Genomic DNA, 16,545 nt, shown 5'->3' with positions numbered 1-16,545 from the left:
TAAATCCACGGTACTTCTCGCAAGCGTTGGGTTAGTGGCTCAGGCCGTATTTCTTGACCTTGTCGAACAGCGTGGTCTTGGCCATGCCCAGTTCCTGGCTGGCCTGGGTCAGGTTGCCGCCGCTGCGCTGCAAGGCATCGTTGAGCAGGTTGCGCTCGAAGGCCTCGACGGCCTCGGCAAAGCCCAGGCCCTGCGCGGCATTGCCGCTGGATTTCTTGAACGCTGGCAGGCCCAGGGCGAAACGTTCGGCGACGTTGCGCAACTCGCGCACGTTGCCCGGCCAGTCGTGGCTCATCAGGTTCGACAGGGTCTGGTTGTCCAGCTCCGGCGCGGCGCGATCGAAGCGCAGCGACGACTGCTGCAGGAAATGTTCGAACAGCTGCAGGATGTCTTCGCGCCGTTCGCGCAGCGGCGGCAGCTCCAGGGTCACCACGTTCAGGCGGTAATACAGGTCGCTGCGGAACTGGTTGGCGCGCCCCAGCTCGTCGAGGTCGGACTTGGTCGCCGCAATCACCCGGCAATCCACCGCCACGCTCTGGTTCGAGCCCAGGCGCTCCAGGGTGCGTTCCTGCAACACCCGCAGCAGTTTGATCTGCAGGTTCATCGGCATGCTTTCCACTTCGTCGAGGAACAGCGTGCCTTCGTGGGCGTGCTCGATCTTGCCGATGCGCCGCTTGCCAGCGCCGGTGAAGGCGTTGGCCTCGTGGCCGAAGATCTCGCTTTCGAACAGGTTTTCCGGCAGGCCGCCGCAGTTGAGGGCGACGAACTGGTGGCTGTGGCGGCGGCTGAAATCATGCAGGCAGCGGGCGACCAGTTCCTTGCCGGTGCCGGTCTCGCCTTCGATGAGCACGTTGGCCGAGGTGTCGGCGACGTTGGCGATCAGTTCCCGCAGGTGCTGCATGGCCGGCGAACGGCCGATGATCCGTCCCTCGAGGGAATCGCGCTCGGCCAGCTGGCGACGCAGCGACGACACTTCCCGTGCCAGCCCGCGCTGCTCCAGGGCGCGGCGGGCAACGTCCACCAGGCGCTCGGGGGAGAAGGGCTTTTCCATGAAGTCATAGGCGCCTTTCTGCATCGCGCCGACGGCCATGGAGATGTCGCCGTGGCCGGTGATCAGCACCACCGGCAGGCTGCGGTCGCGGGCCTTGAGGCGGGTCAGCAGCTCCAGGCCGTCGATGCCCGGCAGGCGGATATCGCTGATGACTATGCCGGCGAAATTATCGCCGACCCGCTCCAGGGCTTCTTCGGCACTGCCGACGCCGACGCAGGGAATGTCTTCCAGGGCCAGGGCCTGCTGGCAGCCGAGCAAGACATGGGGATCGTCTTCGACGATCAGGACGGTAAGGTCGTTGTTCATAGCGGCTCGGCTTGTGTAGGGCTGACCAGCGGCAGGCTGAGGACGAAGGCGGTGCCGCCGTCGGCCGGGTGCTCGACGCCCAGGTTGCCACCCGTGGCGGCGGCCAGGCTGGCGGACAGGGTCAGGCCGAGGCCCAGGCCCTGTTCGCCGGGTTTGGTGGTGAAAAACGGTTCGAACAGATGCTTGCGCGCTTCGGCGTCGATGCCATGGCCGTTGTCGCGGATCCGCAGGCGATATTTGCCTTCGACGCTTTCGCCTTCCAGCCACAGCTCGGGCCGCGGCTGGGCCTGCATGGCGTCCAGGGCGTTGCTGATCAGGTTGACCAGGATCTGCTCCAGGCGGGTCTGGTCGATCCGTACCTGGACGTCGCTGAAGTCGCGGTGCAATTGCAGCGGCAGGTTTTCCAGGCGCGCATTGAGCAATTGCAGGGCTGCGTCCACGGCCTTGCCGAGGCTGGCTTCGCCCTGGTCCTCGCCACGCCGGGCGAAGGACCGCAGGCTGGCGGTGATGCGGCCCATGCGGTCGATCAGTTCGTTGATGGTCTTGAGGTTGGCGCTGGCGGTATCCAGCGCGCCGCGCTCGAGAAAGCGCACGGTATTGCCGGACAGCGTGCGCAGGGCGGCCAGTGGCTGGTTCAGTTCATGGGCGATGCTGGTGGACATCTGGCCGATGGCGGCCAGCTTGCCGGCCTGGACCAGTTCGTCCTGGGCGCGGCGCAGGGTTTCTTCGGCCTGGCGGCGCTCGCGGATCTGCCCCTTGAGCCGTTCGTTGCTGGCGCGCAAGTCGCTGGTGCGCTCGGCGATCCGCCGTTCCAACTGGTTATTGGCTTCTTGCAGGGCTTCGCGGGCGGCGAGGCGGGTGGCGATGACCTTGCGCCGCTCGTTCCAGGCAATCAGCAGGAAGGCCACCAGGGCGAAGGCCACGGCCACCAGGATGCCCTGGTTGATGGCTTCGCGGCGCTGGTCCTTGAGCGGGGTCAGCAGGGTGAAGTTCCAGGGCGTGTCGCTCAGCGGCCGGGTCTGCGACAGGTAGCTGATTTCCTGGTCGTCGGACACCAGCTCGGTGTTGGCCGGGAAGGTCAGCTTCTCCACGCCTTCGGCCAGGCGCTCGCGGGCCAGCGGCTCCAGTTCGTTGAGGGTGAACCAGTAATATTGCAGGCTGCGCGCCAGGCGTTCCTTGGTGTCATCGCTCAGCGGCCGTACCGACCGCAGGCGCCGGGCCGGGTCGCTGGAGAGGATGATGATGCCGTTCTCGTCGCTGACGAAGGCTTCCAGGCGGGCGCGTTGCCAACGCTCTTCCAGCGCCTCGAGACGCACCTTGACCACCGCCACGCCGATGATCTTGCCCTGTTCTTCCAGGCCGTGGGCCAGGTAATAGCCGGGTTCGCCGCTGGTGCTGCCGATGCCGTAGAAGCGCCCGGGCTGGCCGCGCACGGCATTCTGGAAATAGGCCCGGAACGACAGGTCTTCGCCCAGGTAGCTGTCGACGTCGCGCCAGTTGCTGGTGGCCAGCACGCGGCCGGTGGTGTCCATCACGTATATGGCCCGACTGCGGCTGCGCCGGTTCAGGCCTTCGAGGTAATTGTTGACGGTCTGCCGGTGTTCCGGCGTCGGGTCGTTGAGCAGCAGCGACACACTGGATTCGAGTTCCAGCAGGCTGGGCAGGTAGGTGTATTTGCTGATTTCGCTTTCGACGGCGCGGGCGTGCAGTTCCAGCTGGCGTTCGCCGTTCTCGCTGAGGCTGCGGATGCCGTAGTGCTCACTGACCCAGAAGCCGGCGTAGCCCAGGCCGATCATCAGCAGAATGACCAGCGGCGGCAGGAACAAATGGCGGATCAGACGGGGTTTCACGGCGAGTGATGGCGGCGCGGCGCGATAGAGAGTGGGGTCGCATTTCATCACAGATGCCTTGGGTCAACCACTGCACGATTCCTGTAGCCGCTGCCGCGGGCTGCGATAAGGTCCACGGGACCTTCTTCGGATCCGAAGAGCACGTCTCCTTCGGAGCCGATCGCAGCCCTGCGGCAGCGGTTTCAGGCTGTGCTTTAGTGCTGCAGGATTTTCTCGAGGAAATGCTGCGCACGTTCGGAGCGGGCATTGATATCGCCGAAGAACTCCTCTTTCGGGCAGTCCTCGATGATCTGGCCCTGGTCCATGAAAATCACCCGGTTGGCCACTTTGCGGGCGAAGCCCATTTCGTGGGTCACGCACATCATGGTCATGCCTTCGTTAGCCAGCTGCACCATCACGTCCAGCACTTCGTTGACCATTTCCGGGTCGAGCGCGGAAGTCGGTTCGTCGAACAGCATGACGATCGGGTCCATCGCCAGCGCACGGGCAATCGCCACGCGCTGCTGCTGGCCGCCGGAAAGCTGGCCCGGGTGCTTGTGGGCGTGCGCCGACAGGCCTACGCGTTCAAGCAGTTGCAGGCCTTTCTTGGTGGCTTCTTCCTTGCTGCGGCCCAGTACCTTGATCTGCGCGATGGTCAGGTTCTCGGTAATGGTCAGGTGCGGGAACAGCTCGAAATGCTGGAACACCATGCCCACGCGCGAGCGCAGTTTCGGCAGGTTGGTCTTCGGGTCGGCGATGGAGGTGCCGTCGACCACGATGTCACCCTTCTGGAACGGCTCCAGGGCGTTGACGCATTTGATCAGGGTGGATTTGCCGGAACCGGACGGGCCGCAGACCACCACCACTTCGCCTTTCTTGACCTCGGTGCTGCAATCGGTCAGCACCTGGAAGTCCCCATACCACTTGTTGATGTTCTTGATAGAGATCATACGGCAAACCTTTTTTGCAGACGCTTGACCAGCAGCGAGGCGGCAAAGCTGATTGTGAAATACACCAGACCGGCAACGATCAGGAACTCATTGGAGCGGCCGATGATATCGCCGCTGGAGCGCGAGGCATTGAGGAAGTCCACCAGGCCGACGGTGTACACCAGCGAGGTGTCCTGGAACAGGATGATGCTCTGCTGCAGCAGCAGCGGGGTCATCTTGCGGAACGCCTGGGGCAGGATGATCAGGCGCATCATCTGGCCATAGGTCATTCCCAGCGCCTGGGCGGCGCCCATCTGGCCCTTGGGGATCGACTGCACGCCGGCACGGACGATTTCGCAGAAGTACGCGGCTTCGAACATCATGAAGGCCACGATGCAGGAGCCGAACGCACCGATCGGTGTGTCTTCGCCAGTGATCCAGCGCAGCACGAAGGGGACCGCCAGGTAGAACCAGGTGATCACCAGCAGCAGCGGGATGGAGCGGAAGTAGTTGACGTAGACGCCAGCGATGTTCGACAGCAGTTTGCTGTGGGACAAACGCATCAGCGCCAGGATGGTGCCGAGGACAATCCCGCCGACGACGCCCAGCGCCATCAGCTTGAGGGTCATCAGCATGCCGTTCCACAGGCCGGGAATGGCCGGGACGACGCCAGTGAAATCGAATTCCATTATTTGCCCCCCACGGAGATCAGGCCGGGCACTGCGACTTTCTTCTCGACCATGCGCATCAGCAGCATCAGGCTCATGTTCAGGGTGAAGTAGATCAGCGTGGCCAGGGTGAAGGCTTCAAACAGGTTGGCCGAGAACTCGGCGGTCTGCTTGGTCTGCGCCAGCAACTCCATCAGGCCGATCAGCGAGGCCACGGAGGAGTTCTTGAAGACGTTGAGGAATTCCGAGGTAAGCGGCGGAATGATGATCCGATAGGCCTGGGGCAGCAGCACGTTCCAGTAGATCTGCGGCAGCCTGAAGCCCATGGCGCGGGCTGCGGATTCCTGGCCGCGCGGCAGCGCCTGGATGCCGGTACGCACCTGTTCGCAGACACGGGCGGCGGTGAACAGGCCCAGGCACACGACGACGCTCAGGTAGGCCGAGGTGGTCGGGTTGAGGTCCTGCTTGTACCAGTCCTGCAGGTTTTGCGGCAGCAGGTCCGGTACCAGGAAGTACCACAAGAACAGCTGAACCAGCAGCGGTACGTTACGGAACACCTCCACGTAGACGGTGGCGATGCCCGACACCAGGCGGTTCGGCACGGTACGCATGACGCCCAGTATCGAGCCCAGCAGCAACGCGATGATCCAAGCCACCACGGCGATGGCGATGGTCCAGCCCAGGCCCGCGATGAACCAGTCGAGATAGGTCTCGCTGCCCACGCCGGTGGACTTGAAGAACACGCCCCAGTCCCAGTTGTAATTCATTAGGGTCTCCCCTCTGATCGATCGATGTACAAGCACCCGCTTGGGGAAATCCGTTCCCGCCTGGATGACAGCCAGGCACACGCGATCGGCTCGACAACCACCGGTTCGAGTGTTTCCAAAAAAAGCCAGCAGGTAGTGACAGGCTCCTGAAAGGGCAGGGCCCTTTCAGGAAACAAGGTTAGTCAGGAATCAGGACTTTTTATCGTCAGCCGCTTTGTCGGTCGGGTTGGCGATCAGGGCCTTGAGCTCGTCGCTCATCGGGAACATCAGGTTCAGGCCTTTTGGTGGAATCGGCGACTGGAACCAACGGTCGTAGATCTTGTTGATCTCGCCCGACTTGTAGGTGGCGATGATGGCGTCGTCCACGGCCTTCTTGAACGGTGCGTCGCCCTTGCGGACCATGCAGCCATAGATTTCGTAGGATTGCGCGGTACCGGTCACGGCCCAATCGGTCGGTTTGCGGGCCTTGGCCATTTCACCGGCCAGCAGCGCGTCGTCCATCATGAAGGCAACGGCGCGGCCGCCTTCGAGCATGTTGAAGGACTCGCCATGGTCTTTGGCGGAGATGATGTTCATGCCCATCTGCTTGTCGGCGTTCATCGCCTTGAGGATGCGCTCGGACGTGGTGCCAGCGGTGGTCACGACGTTCTTGCCTTTGAGGTCCGGGAAGTCCTTGTAAGGCGAATCTTTCTTGGACAGCAGGCGGGTGCCGATCTCGAAGATGCCGACGGAGAAGTCGACCTGCTGCTGGCGCTCGACGTTATTGGTGGTGGAGCCGCACTCGATGTCCACGGTGCCGTTCTGCACCAGCGGGATACGGGTCTGCGAAGTCACCAGGTTGTATTTGACCTTGAGATCCGGCATGCCGAGGTCTTTCTTGATGGCTTCGACGATTTTCAGCTGGATGTCGTGGGAGTAGCCGACTGGAACGCCGGATGCATCCGCGATGTAGGAAAACGGAATGGAAGCGTCGCGATGTCCGAGGGTGATGGTGCCGGAGTCTTTGATTTTCTTCAGCGTGCCGGTCAGTTCGGCGGCAACGACTGGAGTGCTAATCAGAGCAGCAGCAATGGCTGCGCCCAACAGATGGGGAACGATGCGCATCAATATTTCCTCGACATTTGTTTTTTTTATGAAGCCAGTTCGACGGCTCTCTTATACAGCGAATGCCTTGACGGCTCCTGATGTGTTGGCGCATCAGGCATTCGTCGAAGAGTGTAGAGCATGAGTCGTGCCAGGCCAGCTGTTCTGCATCAAGACCTTGATTTGAAAGGCTATTAAATATTTATGGCGAGTATTTTCAGCGGTCTTTATCCGGTTATCCGAATCGATCCGAAAGTCGCGTTCGGAAAACCGAATGCCCAGCCGTGCCGGGCTCATCCCCCCGTAGGAGCGAGGCTTGCCCGCGATGGCATCACCGCGCTGCCCCTGTTGCACCCTGTTGCGCGGATCGCGGGCAAGCCTCGCTCCTACAGACGCCGCGGCCATGAAAAAGCCCCCGGGCCGGGCGGCGCGGGGGCTTCTTTATATAGGAAGGGCGATCAGGCCGCTTCGATCTTGGTCCGGTTCTGCTCGACCTTTTGCAGGTAGTGCTGGAGTTTTTCCTGCTCGGCTGGTGTGGTGAACAGGCCCAGCTTGCTGCGTCGCCAGAGGATGTCCTGGGCATTGACCGCCCATTCTTCGCTGCACAGGTAATCGACTTCACGGGTGTACAGGCCGCCACCCAGGTGTTCGCCCAGGTCGCTCAGGCTGTTTACGCCTTCCAGCAGGCGCCAGGTGCGGCTGCCGTAGGTGGTGGCCCAGCGGCGGGCGATTTCGCTGGGTACCCAGTCGAACTTCTGGCGAATCGCTTCGGCCAATGCCTGTGGCGTCGTCATGTCTTCGCCGCCGGGCAGGGTCGAGTGCGCCGTCCAGCTTGGCTTGATGTCCTTGAAGAACGGCGCCAGCTGGGCCATGGCCGATTCGGCCAGCTTGCGGTAGGTGGTCAGCTTGCCGCCGAACACCGACAGCAGCGGCGCTTCGTCGGCATTGCCGGACAGCGCCAGGGTGTAGTCGCGGGTCACGGCCGACGGGTTGTCGGACTCGTCATTGCATAGCGGGCGCACGCCGGAATAGGTATGCACGATGTCCTGGCGGCTCAGCTGCTTCTTGAAGTGGGCGTTGACCACTTTCAGGATGTAGTCGGTTTCGCCTTCGGTAATCGCCACTTTGGCCGGATCGCCGGTGTACTCGCGGTCGGTGGTGCCGATCAGGGTGAAGTGGTTCAGGTACGGAATGGTGAAGACGATGCGCTGGTCTTCGTTCTGCAGGATGTGCGCATGCTCGCCTTCGTACAGCTTGGGCACGATCAGGTGGCTGCCCTGGATCAGGCGGATGCCGTAAGGCGAGTCCAGCTTCAGGTCGTCCTTGATGAACTTGGCGACCCATGGGCCAGCGGCGTTTACCAGGGCCTTGGCTTGAATCGAGAACAGGCTGCCGTCGCTGCGCTCCAGGTGCAGATGCCACATGCCCTTGCTGCGGCGGGCGCTGATGCAACGGGTCTGGGTGTGCACGTGGGCGCCTTTTTCACGGGCGGCCATGGCGTTCAATACCACCAGGCGGGCGTCGTCGACCCAGCAGTCGGAGTACTCGAAGCCTTTGGTGATCTCGGCTTTCAGCGGGCTGTCGGCGCCGAATTTCAGGCTTTTGGACCCGGCGAGCTTTTCCCGTTTGCCCAGGTGGTCATACAGGAACAGGCCGGCGCGGATCATCCACGCCGGGCGCAGGTGCGGGCGGTGCGGCAGGACGAAGCGCATAGGCTTGACGATATGCGGGGCCTTGGCCAGCAGCACTTCGCGCTCGGCCAGGGCCTCGCGAACCAGGCGGAATTCGTAGTGTTCGAGGTAGCGCAGGCCACCGTGGATCAGCTTGCTGCTGGCCGAGGAGGTATGGCTGGCCAGGTCGTCTTTTTCGCAAAGGAACACGGACAGGCCGCGCCCGGCGGCATCGGCGGCGATGCCGACGCCATTGATCCCACCACCGATCACGGCAATGTCATAAATCTCGGAGAGAGGGGGCGCGGGCAAGGTGGAAGTGGGCATCGGCTGGCCTCGTGTTCTTTTGATATTTGAAATCGAACATGAATGTTCATTTGCGAAAATGTTAGCGCAGAAACACGCCGACAGCCAGCAGCCTTCGATTGAAAAAACTCATCGAAAGGCGGGGAAAGGAAAATTTACGAACATTGTCGGACGCAAGACGTCCGCGGGAGGGAGCTGTAGCCGCTGCCGAAGGCTGCGATAAGGTCCGTAGGACCTTCCGAGGCCCTCAAGAGCACGGCTCCTTCGGGGCCGATCGCAGCCTGCGGCAGCGGCTACACGGGGGAGGGGGTCAGACGACTTCCAGGCGGATCTTGTGTTGCTGTAGCAATTGGGTCAGCGCCGGGACTGGCTGCTGGTCGGTGACCAGGCAATCGATCAGGCTGATGGGGCCGAGGCGGATCATGGCGTTGCGCCCGAACTTGCTGGAGTCGGCAGCCAGGATCACCTGCCGGGCATTGGCGATGATTGCCTGGGAAACCCGCACTTCCTGGTAGTCGAAGTCCAGCAGGCTGCCGTCTTCGTCAATGCCGCTGATGCCGACCAGGGCGAAATCGACCTTGAACTGGTTGATGAAGTCGACGCTGGCCTGGCCGACCACGCCGCCATCGCGGCGCACATTGCCGCCGGTCAGCAGCACGTCGAAGTCGTCCTTGGCGCTGAGCATGGAGGCCACGTGCAGGTTGTTGGTGATGATCTTCAGGTGGTTGTGATTGAGCAGCGCCCGGGCAATCGATTCGGTGGTGGTGCCGATATTGATGAACAGCGAGGCGTGATCGGGAATCTGCGCGGCGATGGCTTCGCCAATGCGTTGTTTCTCATCGCGCATCTGATCGGCGCGCATGGCGTAGGCGGTGTTTTCGACACTGGAGTCGTAGGCTGCGCCGCCGTGGTAGCGACGCAACAGGTTCACTTCCGCCAACTGGTTGATATCGCGGCGGATGGTTTGCGGTGTAACGACGAACAGCTGGGCCATTTCCTCGATGCTGACATAGCCGCGTTCGCGGACCAGCTCGAGGATTTGCTGCTGACGGGGAGGCAGATTCATGGGGCTTCCTTTGGGCTGCCATGCAAAATTTGCCCATGATGCCGCAGGAATCTACTCCCGACCAGTTACCCGATCACGTGAAAACTACTACGCTCGGAAATCCTGCGTTAAAAACAGACTCGGACTGCTCATTTACAAACACGTAAAGTCGGGTGCGACCCCAGCCGGTCCTCGTCTGTTTTTGCCTTGGCTTTCCTTCGCTCGCTACGTTTTCACCCGATCGGCCACCCGATACGAATCCGCGACCTGGCTTATTCAGCGCCTTCGTGCGGTTCCCAGTCGCGGGTGCGGCTGACGGCTTTTTTCCAGCCGGCGTAGAGCTTTTCCTTCTCGCTTTCGGCCAGCTGTGGTTCGAACTCGCGCTCGATCACCGCCTTACCGCGCAGCTCTTCCAGGCTGCCCCAGAAACCGCAGGCCAGGCCAGCCAGGTAGGCCGCGCCCAGGGCGGTGGTTTCGCGCATTTGCGGGCGCTCGACCTGGGTGCCGAGGATGTCGGCCTGGAACTGCATGAGGAAGTTGTTGGCTACCGCGCCGCCGTCCACGCGCAGGGCCTTGAGGCGTTCGCCGGAGTCCTGTTGCATGGCGTCGAGGACGTCGCGGGTCTGGTAGGCGATCGACTCCAGTGCGGCGCGGATGATGTGGTCCACGCGCACGCCACGGGTCAGGCCGAACAGCGCGCCACGGGCGTAGGGGTCCCAGTACGGAGCGCCCAGGCCGGTGAACGCCGGGACCAGGTACACGCCATTGCTGTCCTTGACCTTGTTGGCGAAGTATTCGGTGTCGTGGGCGTCGTTGATGATCTTCAGCTCGTCACGCAGCCACTGCACGGTGGAGCCACCGTTGAACACCGCGCCTTCCAGGGCGTAGGCCACTTCGCCGCGAGGGCCGCAGGCGATGGTGGTGAGCATGCCGTGCTTGGACTTGACCGCCTTGTCGCCGGTGTTCATCAGTAGGAAGCAGCCGGTGCCATAGGTATTTTTCGCCTGGCCCGGTTCGACGCACATCTGGCCGAACAGCGCGGCCTGCTGATCGCCGGCGATCCCGCCGATGGCGATGCCGCTTTTGGTGCGGCCGTAGATTTCCGAGGACGACTTCACTTCCGGCAGCATTTCGCGCGGGATGTCCAACACCTCCAGCATCTTCGCATCCCACTCCAGGGTGTGGATGTTGAAGAGCATGGTGCGCGAGGCGTTGGTGTAGTCGGTGACGTGGGTCTTGCCGCCGGTGAATTTCCAGATCAGCCAGCTATCGACGGTGCCGAACAGCAGTTCGCCGTTACGCGCGCGTTCGCGGCTGCCTTCGACGTTGTCGAGGATCCATTTCAGCTTGGTGCCGGAGAAATACGGGTCGGTGACCAGGCCGGTGGTGTCGCGGATGTAGCCTTCCAGGCCGTCACGCTTGAGTTGCTCGCAGATCTCGGTGCTGCGGCGGCACTGCCAGACGATGGCGTTGTAGATCGGCCGGCCGGTGGTCTTGTCCCACACCACGGTGGTTTCGCGCTGGTTGGTGATGCCGATGGCAGCGACCTGGTCATGGTGCAGGCCGGCTTGCGCCAGGGCCTCGACCATCACCGCGCTCTGGGTGGCGAAGATTTCCATCGGGTCGTGTTCGACCCAGCCGGCTTGCGGGTAATGCTGGACGAATTCGCGCTGGGCGGTGCACACGACGTTGGCGTCGCGATCGAAAATGATCGCGCGCGAGCTGGTCGTACCCTGATCGAGGGCAATGATGTAGTTCTTATTCTGAATGTCGGTCATGTCGATTGCCTTGGACAAAAATAAGGAAGTGGGCAGGGGGCGCAGGTCGGGATTGGGCAGGACCTTGCGCCGCCGGTTTCAAGAAGTTCTTACTTTGCCGTCAATGGCTTTTTCGGCTTCCGTTGGAGCAGGGGCGGCGCTGGGCAGGTGCCGGGCGATCAAGCCGCGGTAAGCCACGGCGCCGAGGCAGGCACCGACAATCGGCGCGAAAATCGGAACCAGGAAGTACGGGATATCGCGACCGCCGGTAAAGGAAACCTCGCCCCAGCCCATGAAGAATGTCATCAGTTTAGGGCCAAAATCCCGCGCCGGGTTCATCGCAAAACCGGTCAGCGGACCCATGGCGCTGCCAATCACCGCGATCAGCAGGCCGATCAGCAGCGGTGCCATGGGGCCGCGCGGCAAGCCGTTGTTGTCGTCGGTCAGGGACATGATCACGCCCATCAGGATCGCGGTAATCACCACTTCGACCAGGAAGGCCTGGGCGGTGGACAGCGCCGGGTTGGCATAGGTGGAGAAGACCGAGGCCAGTTCAAGGCTGGCTTGGGAACCGCGGACCATCTGGTGCGCTTGTTCGTAATCGAAGAACAGATTGCTGTACAGCGTGTAGACCAGCAGCGCCGCGCAAAAGGCGCCGGCGATCTGCGAGAGGATGTAGAACGGCAGCTTGCGCTTCTCGAAGTCGGTAAAGATGCACAGCGCGATACTGACGGCCGGGTTGAGGTGCGCGCCGGAAACGCCAGCGGTAAGGTAGATCGCCATGCTCACGCCGATCCCCCAGATGACGCTGATTTCCCATAGGCCGAAGCTGGCACCCGCGACCTTGAGCGCGGCGACGCAACCGGTACCGAAGAAGATCAACAAGGCTGTACCCAGGAACTCGGCCATGCACTGGCCGGAGAGCGACGGTTGTTGTAACGCAGTTGTCATTGAAAACCTCGGTTTTTGTTGTTGTCTGGCGCTGGCCCGGAGGGCGCTGAGCGCGATTTTCACCGCTGGCAGGATCCCCATCCTGGGCGCGGCTTACTGCTGGGTACGGCGGTTGGATCTAGCACATGATATTCGCAAACGAAAAAATATAGACAAGAAACATTACTGTCAAAGGTCGAAAGTGAACCATTGGTCATTTTATAACTATCAGTTGTGTGAATGATCTTGGGAAAACCGTCGGGGTTTTGCGTCAGCAGCGCGGCCTGGCTGGCTTGCGTGACTGCAGGAGTGGCGGCATGAGTCCTGAAATAGAGCCTTTTATCGACGGATATCCTAGAATCGCCGGCAGTGTTCCTGTCCCTTTCCTGTCTCATGGAGTTGCCATGACCCCTGCACTGGATCTGCTGAAGAAAGTTCGCGCCGAACATCGGGTGCACAGTTATGAACATGACCCGAAGGCGGCCTCTTATGGCCTGGAGGCAGCGGAAAAACTGGGCCTCGACCCGGCGCAGGTGTTCAAGACATTGTTGGCCAGCAGCGAAAAAGGCGAATTGCTGGTGGCTGTGGTGCCGGTCGTCGGAAGTCTCGATCTCAAGGCCCTGGCTCACGCCGCGGGGGTGAAAAAAGCCGAGATGGCCGACCCGGCAGCCGCGCAGCGAGCGACCGGTTACTTGCTGGGCGGGATCAGCCCGCTGGGGCAGAAAAAGCGCCTGCGCACGTTTATCGACAACAGCGCGCAACCCTTTGCCAGCATTTTCGTCAGCGCCGGTCGGCGCGGGCTCGAGGTCGAGCTTTGCGCCGCTGTGCTGGCTGAGCACACTCAGGCGGTATTCGCCGATATCGGTCGCGACTGACCGCCCTGGCACCCATGCCCGGCATGGGTGCTGTATGACGAAAAAGAACCTTCTCTGTGGCTGTCGGCGCCTGGGCGCGTGGCCCCATGCTTGCGCGGCATGTTCAAGGAGAAGCGTTATGCAGCTTGAGTTTCATCAGGTCGATGCGTTCAGCGACCGTCCTTTCAGCGGTAATCCGGCGATGGTCTATCGGCTGGAAGCCTGGCCGGCCGATGAGTTGATGCAGAGCATCGCCGCCGAGCACAACCTGGCGGAGACCGCTTTTGTCGTGCGCGAAGCGCAGGGCTGGCGTATCCGCTGGTTTACCCCAACCACCGAAATCGCCTTGTGTGGCCATGCCACCCTCGCCAGCGCCCATGTGCTGTTCGAAATTTATGGCGAGCCGGGGCCACGCATCGACTTCATCTGTCTGTCGGGCCCCTTGAGCGTCAGTCGCGAAGGCGCGCAGCTCTGGCTGGACTTCCCGGTTCGCGCGCCGCGCGAGATCGATGGTCGCGAACAGCTGGAGCGCATTCTCGGTACGAAGGTCGTGGCATTGCTGGGGGCTAACGAGTTGTTCGCGGTGCTGGAGTCCGAGCAGGCGGTGCTCGACTGCCAGCCGGACATGGCGGCCTTGGCCAAGTTGCCCTGGCCTGGGGCGATCGTTACCGCGCAGGGCGGCCGGCATGATTTTGTCTCGCGCTATTTCGCCCCGGCCATTGGGATCAACGAAGACCCTGTGACCGGCTCGACCCATTGCGCCCTGACCCCCTACTGGGCTGAACGCTTGGACAAGACTCGCCTGACGGCTTATCAATGTTCGAAGCGCGGAGGGGCGTTGTTCTGTCGGCTGGAAGGCAAGCGGGTGAAGATTGGCGGGCAGGCGACGCTGGTGGCCAGCGGCACACTGATTCTGGATTGAAGCCACAGGCGCCGGCTGACCGGCGCCTGCGGCATTCGCTGGCTCAATGGGCGCTGCTGTAGCGGCGAACGCCCGATTCAGCTTGTGGAAGCTGCGCCGCGGTGCTGCCAGATGCCTGGAACAGCACCAGGTGTTCGGCGGCCACGCGAATTCCCACGTCGGCACCTATCTGGTGGTCGGCGTGGCTAGGGAAGATCGATTCGAGCTGGCTGCCGGTTGGCAGTTGCAGGCGGTACAGCGTCGATGCGCCCTGGAAACTCTTGCCGACAATCCGCGCCTTGAGCGCGCTGTCCGGGGCATAAACGATGTCGTCCGGCCGCAGCAGCACGTCCACCGCGCCGCCAGGCGGCCAGGTGTAGGCACGGTTGCCGCGCAGTACGCCGAGTTCGGTCTGCACCGATTCCGGGCTGTCCAGCTGGCCGCGAATGAAATACCCCTGGCCGATAAAACTCGCCACGAACGGCGTCAGCGGCTCGTGATAGAGGTTGTATGGCGTGTCCCATTGCTCCAGGCGGCCTTCCCGGAATACGCCGACGTGATCGCTCACGGCGAAGGCTTCTTCCTGGTCGTGGGTCACCAGGATCGCGCTGGTACCCCGTGCCTTGAGGATGTCGCGCACTTCGTGGCTGAGCTTGCGCCGCAGTTCGCCATCGAGGTTGGAAAAAGGTTCGTCGAGCAGCAGCAACTGCGGTTCCGGCGCCAGGGCCCGGGCCAATGCGACGCGCTGTTGCTGGCCGCCGGACAGCTCATGGGGGAAACGCTTGCCGAGGTTCTTCAGGTTGACCAGTTCCAGCAGCTCTTCGACCACCCGGTTTTTCTGCGGGTGCTTGCGAATGCCGAAGGCAATATTCTCCGCCACGCTCAGATGCGGGAACAGGGCGTAGTCCTGGAACACCATGCCGATCCGGCGGCGCTCCGGTGCCAGGGTGAAACCGGCGCTGGAGATGGTTTCGCCGGCCAGTTGGATCTCACCTTCGTGCACCGGCTCGAAACCGGCAATCGCACGCAAGGTCGTGGTCTTGCCGCAGCCGGAGGAGCCGAGCAGGCAACCGATGTCGCCGGCGTTGAGGTGCAGGTTGAGGTTCTGCACGACCCGTTGGTCCTGGTAGCCGCAGGCGAGATTGCGCAGGTTAAGCAGTAATGGCTGGCTCATGCGTGGTGGTACGCCGGCTCGACCAGAAACTCGAGCAGGGCCTTTTGTGCGTGGAGACGGTTTTCTGCCTGGTCCCACGCCACGGAGCGCGGATCGTCCAGCAGGTCGAGGCTGATTTCTTCGCCGCGGTGGGCGGGCAGGCAATGCATGAACAGTACGTCCTCGGCGGCCAGGTCGAGCAGCGCGCGGTTGACCTGGAACGGCGCGAACAGCTTGAGGCGCTTGGCGGTTTCTTCTTCCTGGCCCATGGAGGTCCAGACATCGGTGCTCACCAGGTGGGCGCCGATCACGGCGTCTTGCGGATCGCGCACGATGCTCACCCGATCGCCGGCTCGGGCGACGAATTCAGGGTTGGGCTCGTAGCCTTCGGGGCAGGCGATGCGCAGCTGGAAGTCGAACTGGATCGCCGCTTCTATATAGCTGTTGCACATGTTGTTGCCGTCGCCGATCCAGGCCACGGTCTTGCCCTGGATCGAGCCGCGGTGTTCGAGGAAGGTCTGCATGTCGGCCAGCAACTGGCACGGGTGCAGGTCGTCGGACAGGCCGTTGATCACCGGTACGCGGGAGTTGGCCGCAAACTCGGTCAGGGTGCTGTGGGCGAAGGTACGGATCATCACCGCGTCGAGCATGCGCGACATGACGATGGCGCAATCGCTGATCGGCTCGCCGCGACCCAGCTGTGTATCGCGTGGCGACAGGAAGATTGCCTGGCCGCCGAGCTGGATCATGCCGGCTTCGAAAGACAGGCGGGTGCGGGTAGACGACTTCTCGAAAATCATTCCAAGAACGCGGTTTTTCAGGGGCTCGAAGAGTACGCCGCGGTTACGCAGGTCCTTCAGCTCGATGCCTCGACGAATCACGCTGACCAGCTCTTCGGGCGTGCAATCCATCAGGGAGAGAAAGTGCCTTGCGCTCATCATTAACTACCTTTTTGCAACAGACCGCAGATACTCAAAGCCTTGTTTTATCGAGAAACGGGCGAGACCTGCGGCGAAAGCCGCACGGGGCGACGAAATAGGGGAAGGCGCGATCTTATAATTAAATGTCGCGTCTTACCAACAGTAGGCTTGATTTCCCAGGCTTTCACCATGTTTCAGAGGTGGCGTAGGCCGGATCAAGGTGCGTTACAACGTGCGGAACCGGCGTTATCCGCGTTGGAGTTGCTCCATCGGGAACCGGTCGAACAGCCCATTTGTACACTGCGCTCCGGTTGCTTGGCAACGAACCTTGCGGGGCATGCCGCTATCAGGCATTTGGCTGGCGCGAGGCCGCATT

At 62.1% G+C, this 16,545-nt stretch carries 14 protein-coding genes; 2 read left to right on the top strand and 12 right to left on the bottom strand.

Translation table 11 applies throughout. The annotated features are described in order from the left end of the window. Positions 1-31: 31 nt before the first annotated feature. The 10 genes from BLV20_RS13890 to BLV20_RS13845 all read right to left on the bottom strand — a co-directional run bounded on the left by BLV20_RS13890 (position 32) and on the right by BLV20_RS13845 (position 12,362). Positions 32-1,357 (bottom strand): two-component response regulator AauR, encoded by a 1,326-nt coding sequence (locus tag BLV20_RS13890; protein ID WP_092302336.1) that lies wholly within the window; start codon positions 1,355-1,357, stop codon positions 32-34. Next, positions 1,354-3,255 (bottom strand): two-component sensor histidine kinase AauS, encoded by a 1,902-nt coding sequence (locus BLV20_RS13885; protein WP_092302334.1) that lies wholly within the window; start codon positions 3,253-3,255, stop codon positions 1,354-1,356. Before BLV20_RS13885 ends, BLV20_RS13890 begins: the two co-directional genes overlap by 4 nt. Before the next feature lie 146 nt (positions 3,256-3,401). Further along, positions 3,402-4,136, bottom strand: a complete 735-nt coding sequence (locus BLV20_RS13880) for an amino acid ABC transporter ATP-binding protein (RefSeq protein ID WP_092302332.1) — start codon at positions 4,134-4,136, stop codon at positions 3,402-3,404. Next, positions 4,133-4,804: an amino acid ABC transporter permease gene (locus tag BLV20_RS13875; protein WP_092302330.1), complete on the bottom strand. Its 672-nt coding sequence runs from the start codon at positions 4,802-4,804 to the stop codon at positions 4,133-4,135. The genes BLV20_RS13880 and BLV20_RS13875 overlap by 4 nt, the downstream gene beginning before the upstream one ends. Further along, positions 4,804-5,550, bottom strand: coding sequence for an amino acid ABC transporter permease (locus BLV20_RS13870; RefSeq protein WP_092302328.1), 747 nt, complete (start codon positions 5,548-5,550; stop codon positions 4,804-4,806). The genes BLV20_RS13875 and BLV20_RS13870 overlap by 1 nt, the downstream gene beginning before the upstream one ends. Before the next feature lie 189 nt (positions 5,551-5,739). Further along, a complete protein-coding gene (locus tag BLV20_RS13865; protein WP_092302326.1) occupies positions 5,740-6,654 on the bottom strand; it encodes a glutamate/aspartate ABC transporter substrate-binding protein in 915 nt (304 codons plus the stop codon). A gap of 437 nt (positions 6,655-7,091) precedes the next feature. Next, positions 7,092-8,630, bottom strand: coding sequence for a glycerol-3-phosphate dehydrogenase (gene glpD / locus BLV20_RS13860; protein ID WP_092302323.1), 1,539 nt, complete (start codon positions 8,628-8,630; stop codon positions 7,092-7,094). 289 nt (positions 8,631-8,919) lie between these two features. After that, entirely contained in the window at positions 8,920-9,675 is a 756-nt protein-coding gene (locus BLV20_RS13855) for a DeoR/GlpR family transcriptional regulator (RefSeq protein WP_009050563.1), read from the bottom strand. Positions 9,676-9,926: 251 nt separating this feature from the next. Beyond that, positions 9,927-11,432 (bottom strand): glycerol kinase GlpK, encoded by a 1,506-nt coding sequence (gene glpK / locus BLV20_RS13850; RefSeq protein ID WP_092302321.1) that lies wholly within the window; start codon positions 11,430-11,432, stop codon positions 9,927-9,929. 78 nt (positions 11,433-11,510) lie between these two features. Next, positions 11,511-12,362, bottom strand: a complete 852-nt coding sequence (locus BLV20_RS13845; RefSeq protein ID WP_092302319.1) for an MIP/aquaporin family protein — start codon at positions 12,360-12,362, stop codon at positions 11,511-11,513. A gap of 383 nt (positions 12,363-12,745) precedes the next feature. On the opposite strand from BLV20_RS13845, the gene ybaK reads away from it, so the two are divergent. Then, a complete protein-coding gene (ybaK, locus tag BLV20_RS13840) occupies positions 12,746-13,216 on the top strand; it encodes a Cys-tRNA(Pro) deacylase (protein ID WP_092302317.1) in 471 nt (156 codons plus the stop codon). A gap of 118 nt (positions 13,217-13,334) precedes the next feature. Then, the gene (locus BLV20_RS13835; protein ID WP_092302315.1) at positions 13,335-14,117 is read left to right on the top strand and encodes a PhzF family phenazine biosynthesis protein; all 783 of its coding nucleotides are present in this window, start codon (positions 13,335-13,337) and stop codon (positions 14,115-14,117) included. Between the two features lie 43 nt (positions 14,118-14,160). Here BLV20_RS13835 and BLV20_RS13830 read toward each other — a convergent pair whose 3' ends face one another. Together BLV20_RS13830 and argF are read right to left on the bottom strand one after the other, a co-directional pair. Beyond that, a complete protein-coding gene (locus BLV20_RS13830) occupies positions 14,161-15,270 on the bottom strand; it encodes an ABC transporter ATP-binding protein (RefSeq protein WP_092302313.1) in 1,110 nt (369 codons plus the stop codon). Then, the gene (gene argF, locus BLV20_RS13825) at positions 15,267-16,187 is read right to left on the bottom strand and encodes an ornithine carbamoyltransferase (RefSeq protein ID WP_092302652.1); all 921 of its coding nucleotides are present in this window, start codon (positions 16,185-16,187) and stop codon (positions 15,267-15,269) included. Before argF ends, BLV20_RS13830 begins: the two co-directional genes overlap by 4 nt. Positions 16,188-16,545 lie beyond the last annotated feature (358 nt).

The organism is Pseudomonas sp. NFIX28, from assembly GCF_900107395.1.
Taxonomy (GTDB): domain Bacteria; phylum Pseudomonadota; class Gammaproteobacteria; order Pseudomonadales; family Pseudomonadaceae; genus Aquipseudomonas.
This window is presented reverse-complemented; position numbering and strand designations above follow the sequence as displayed.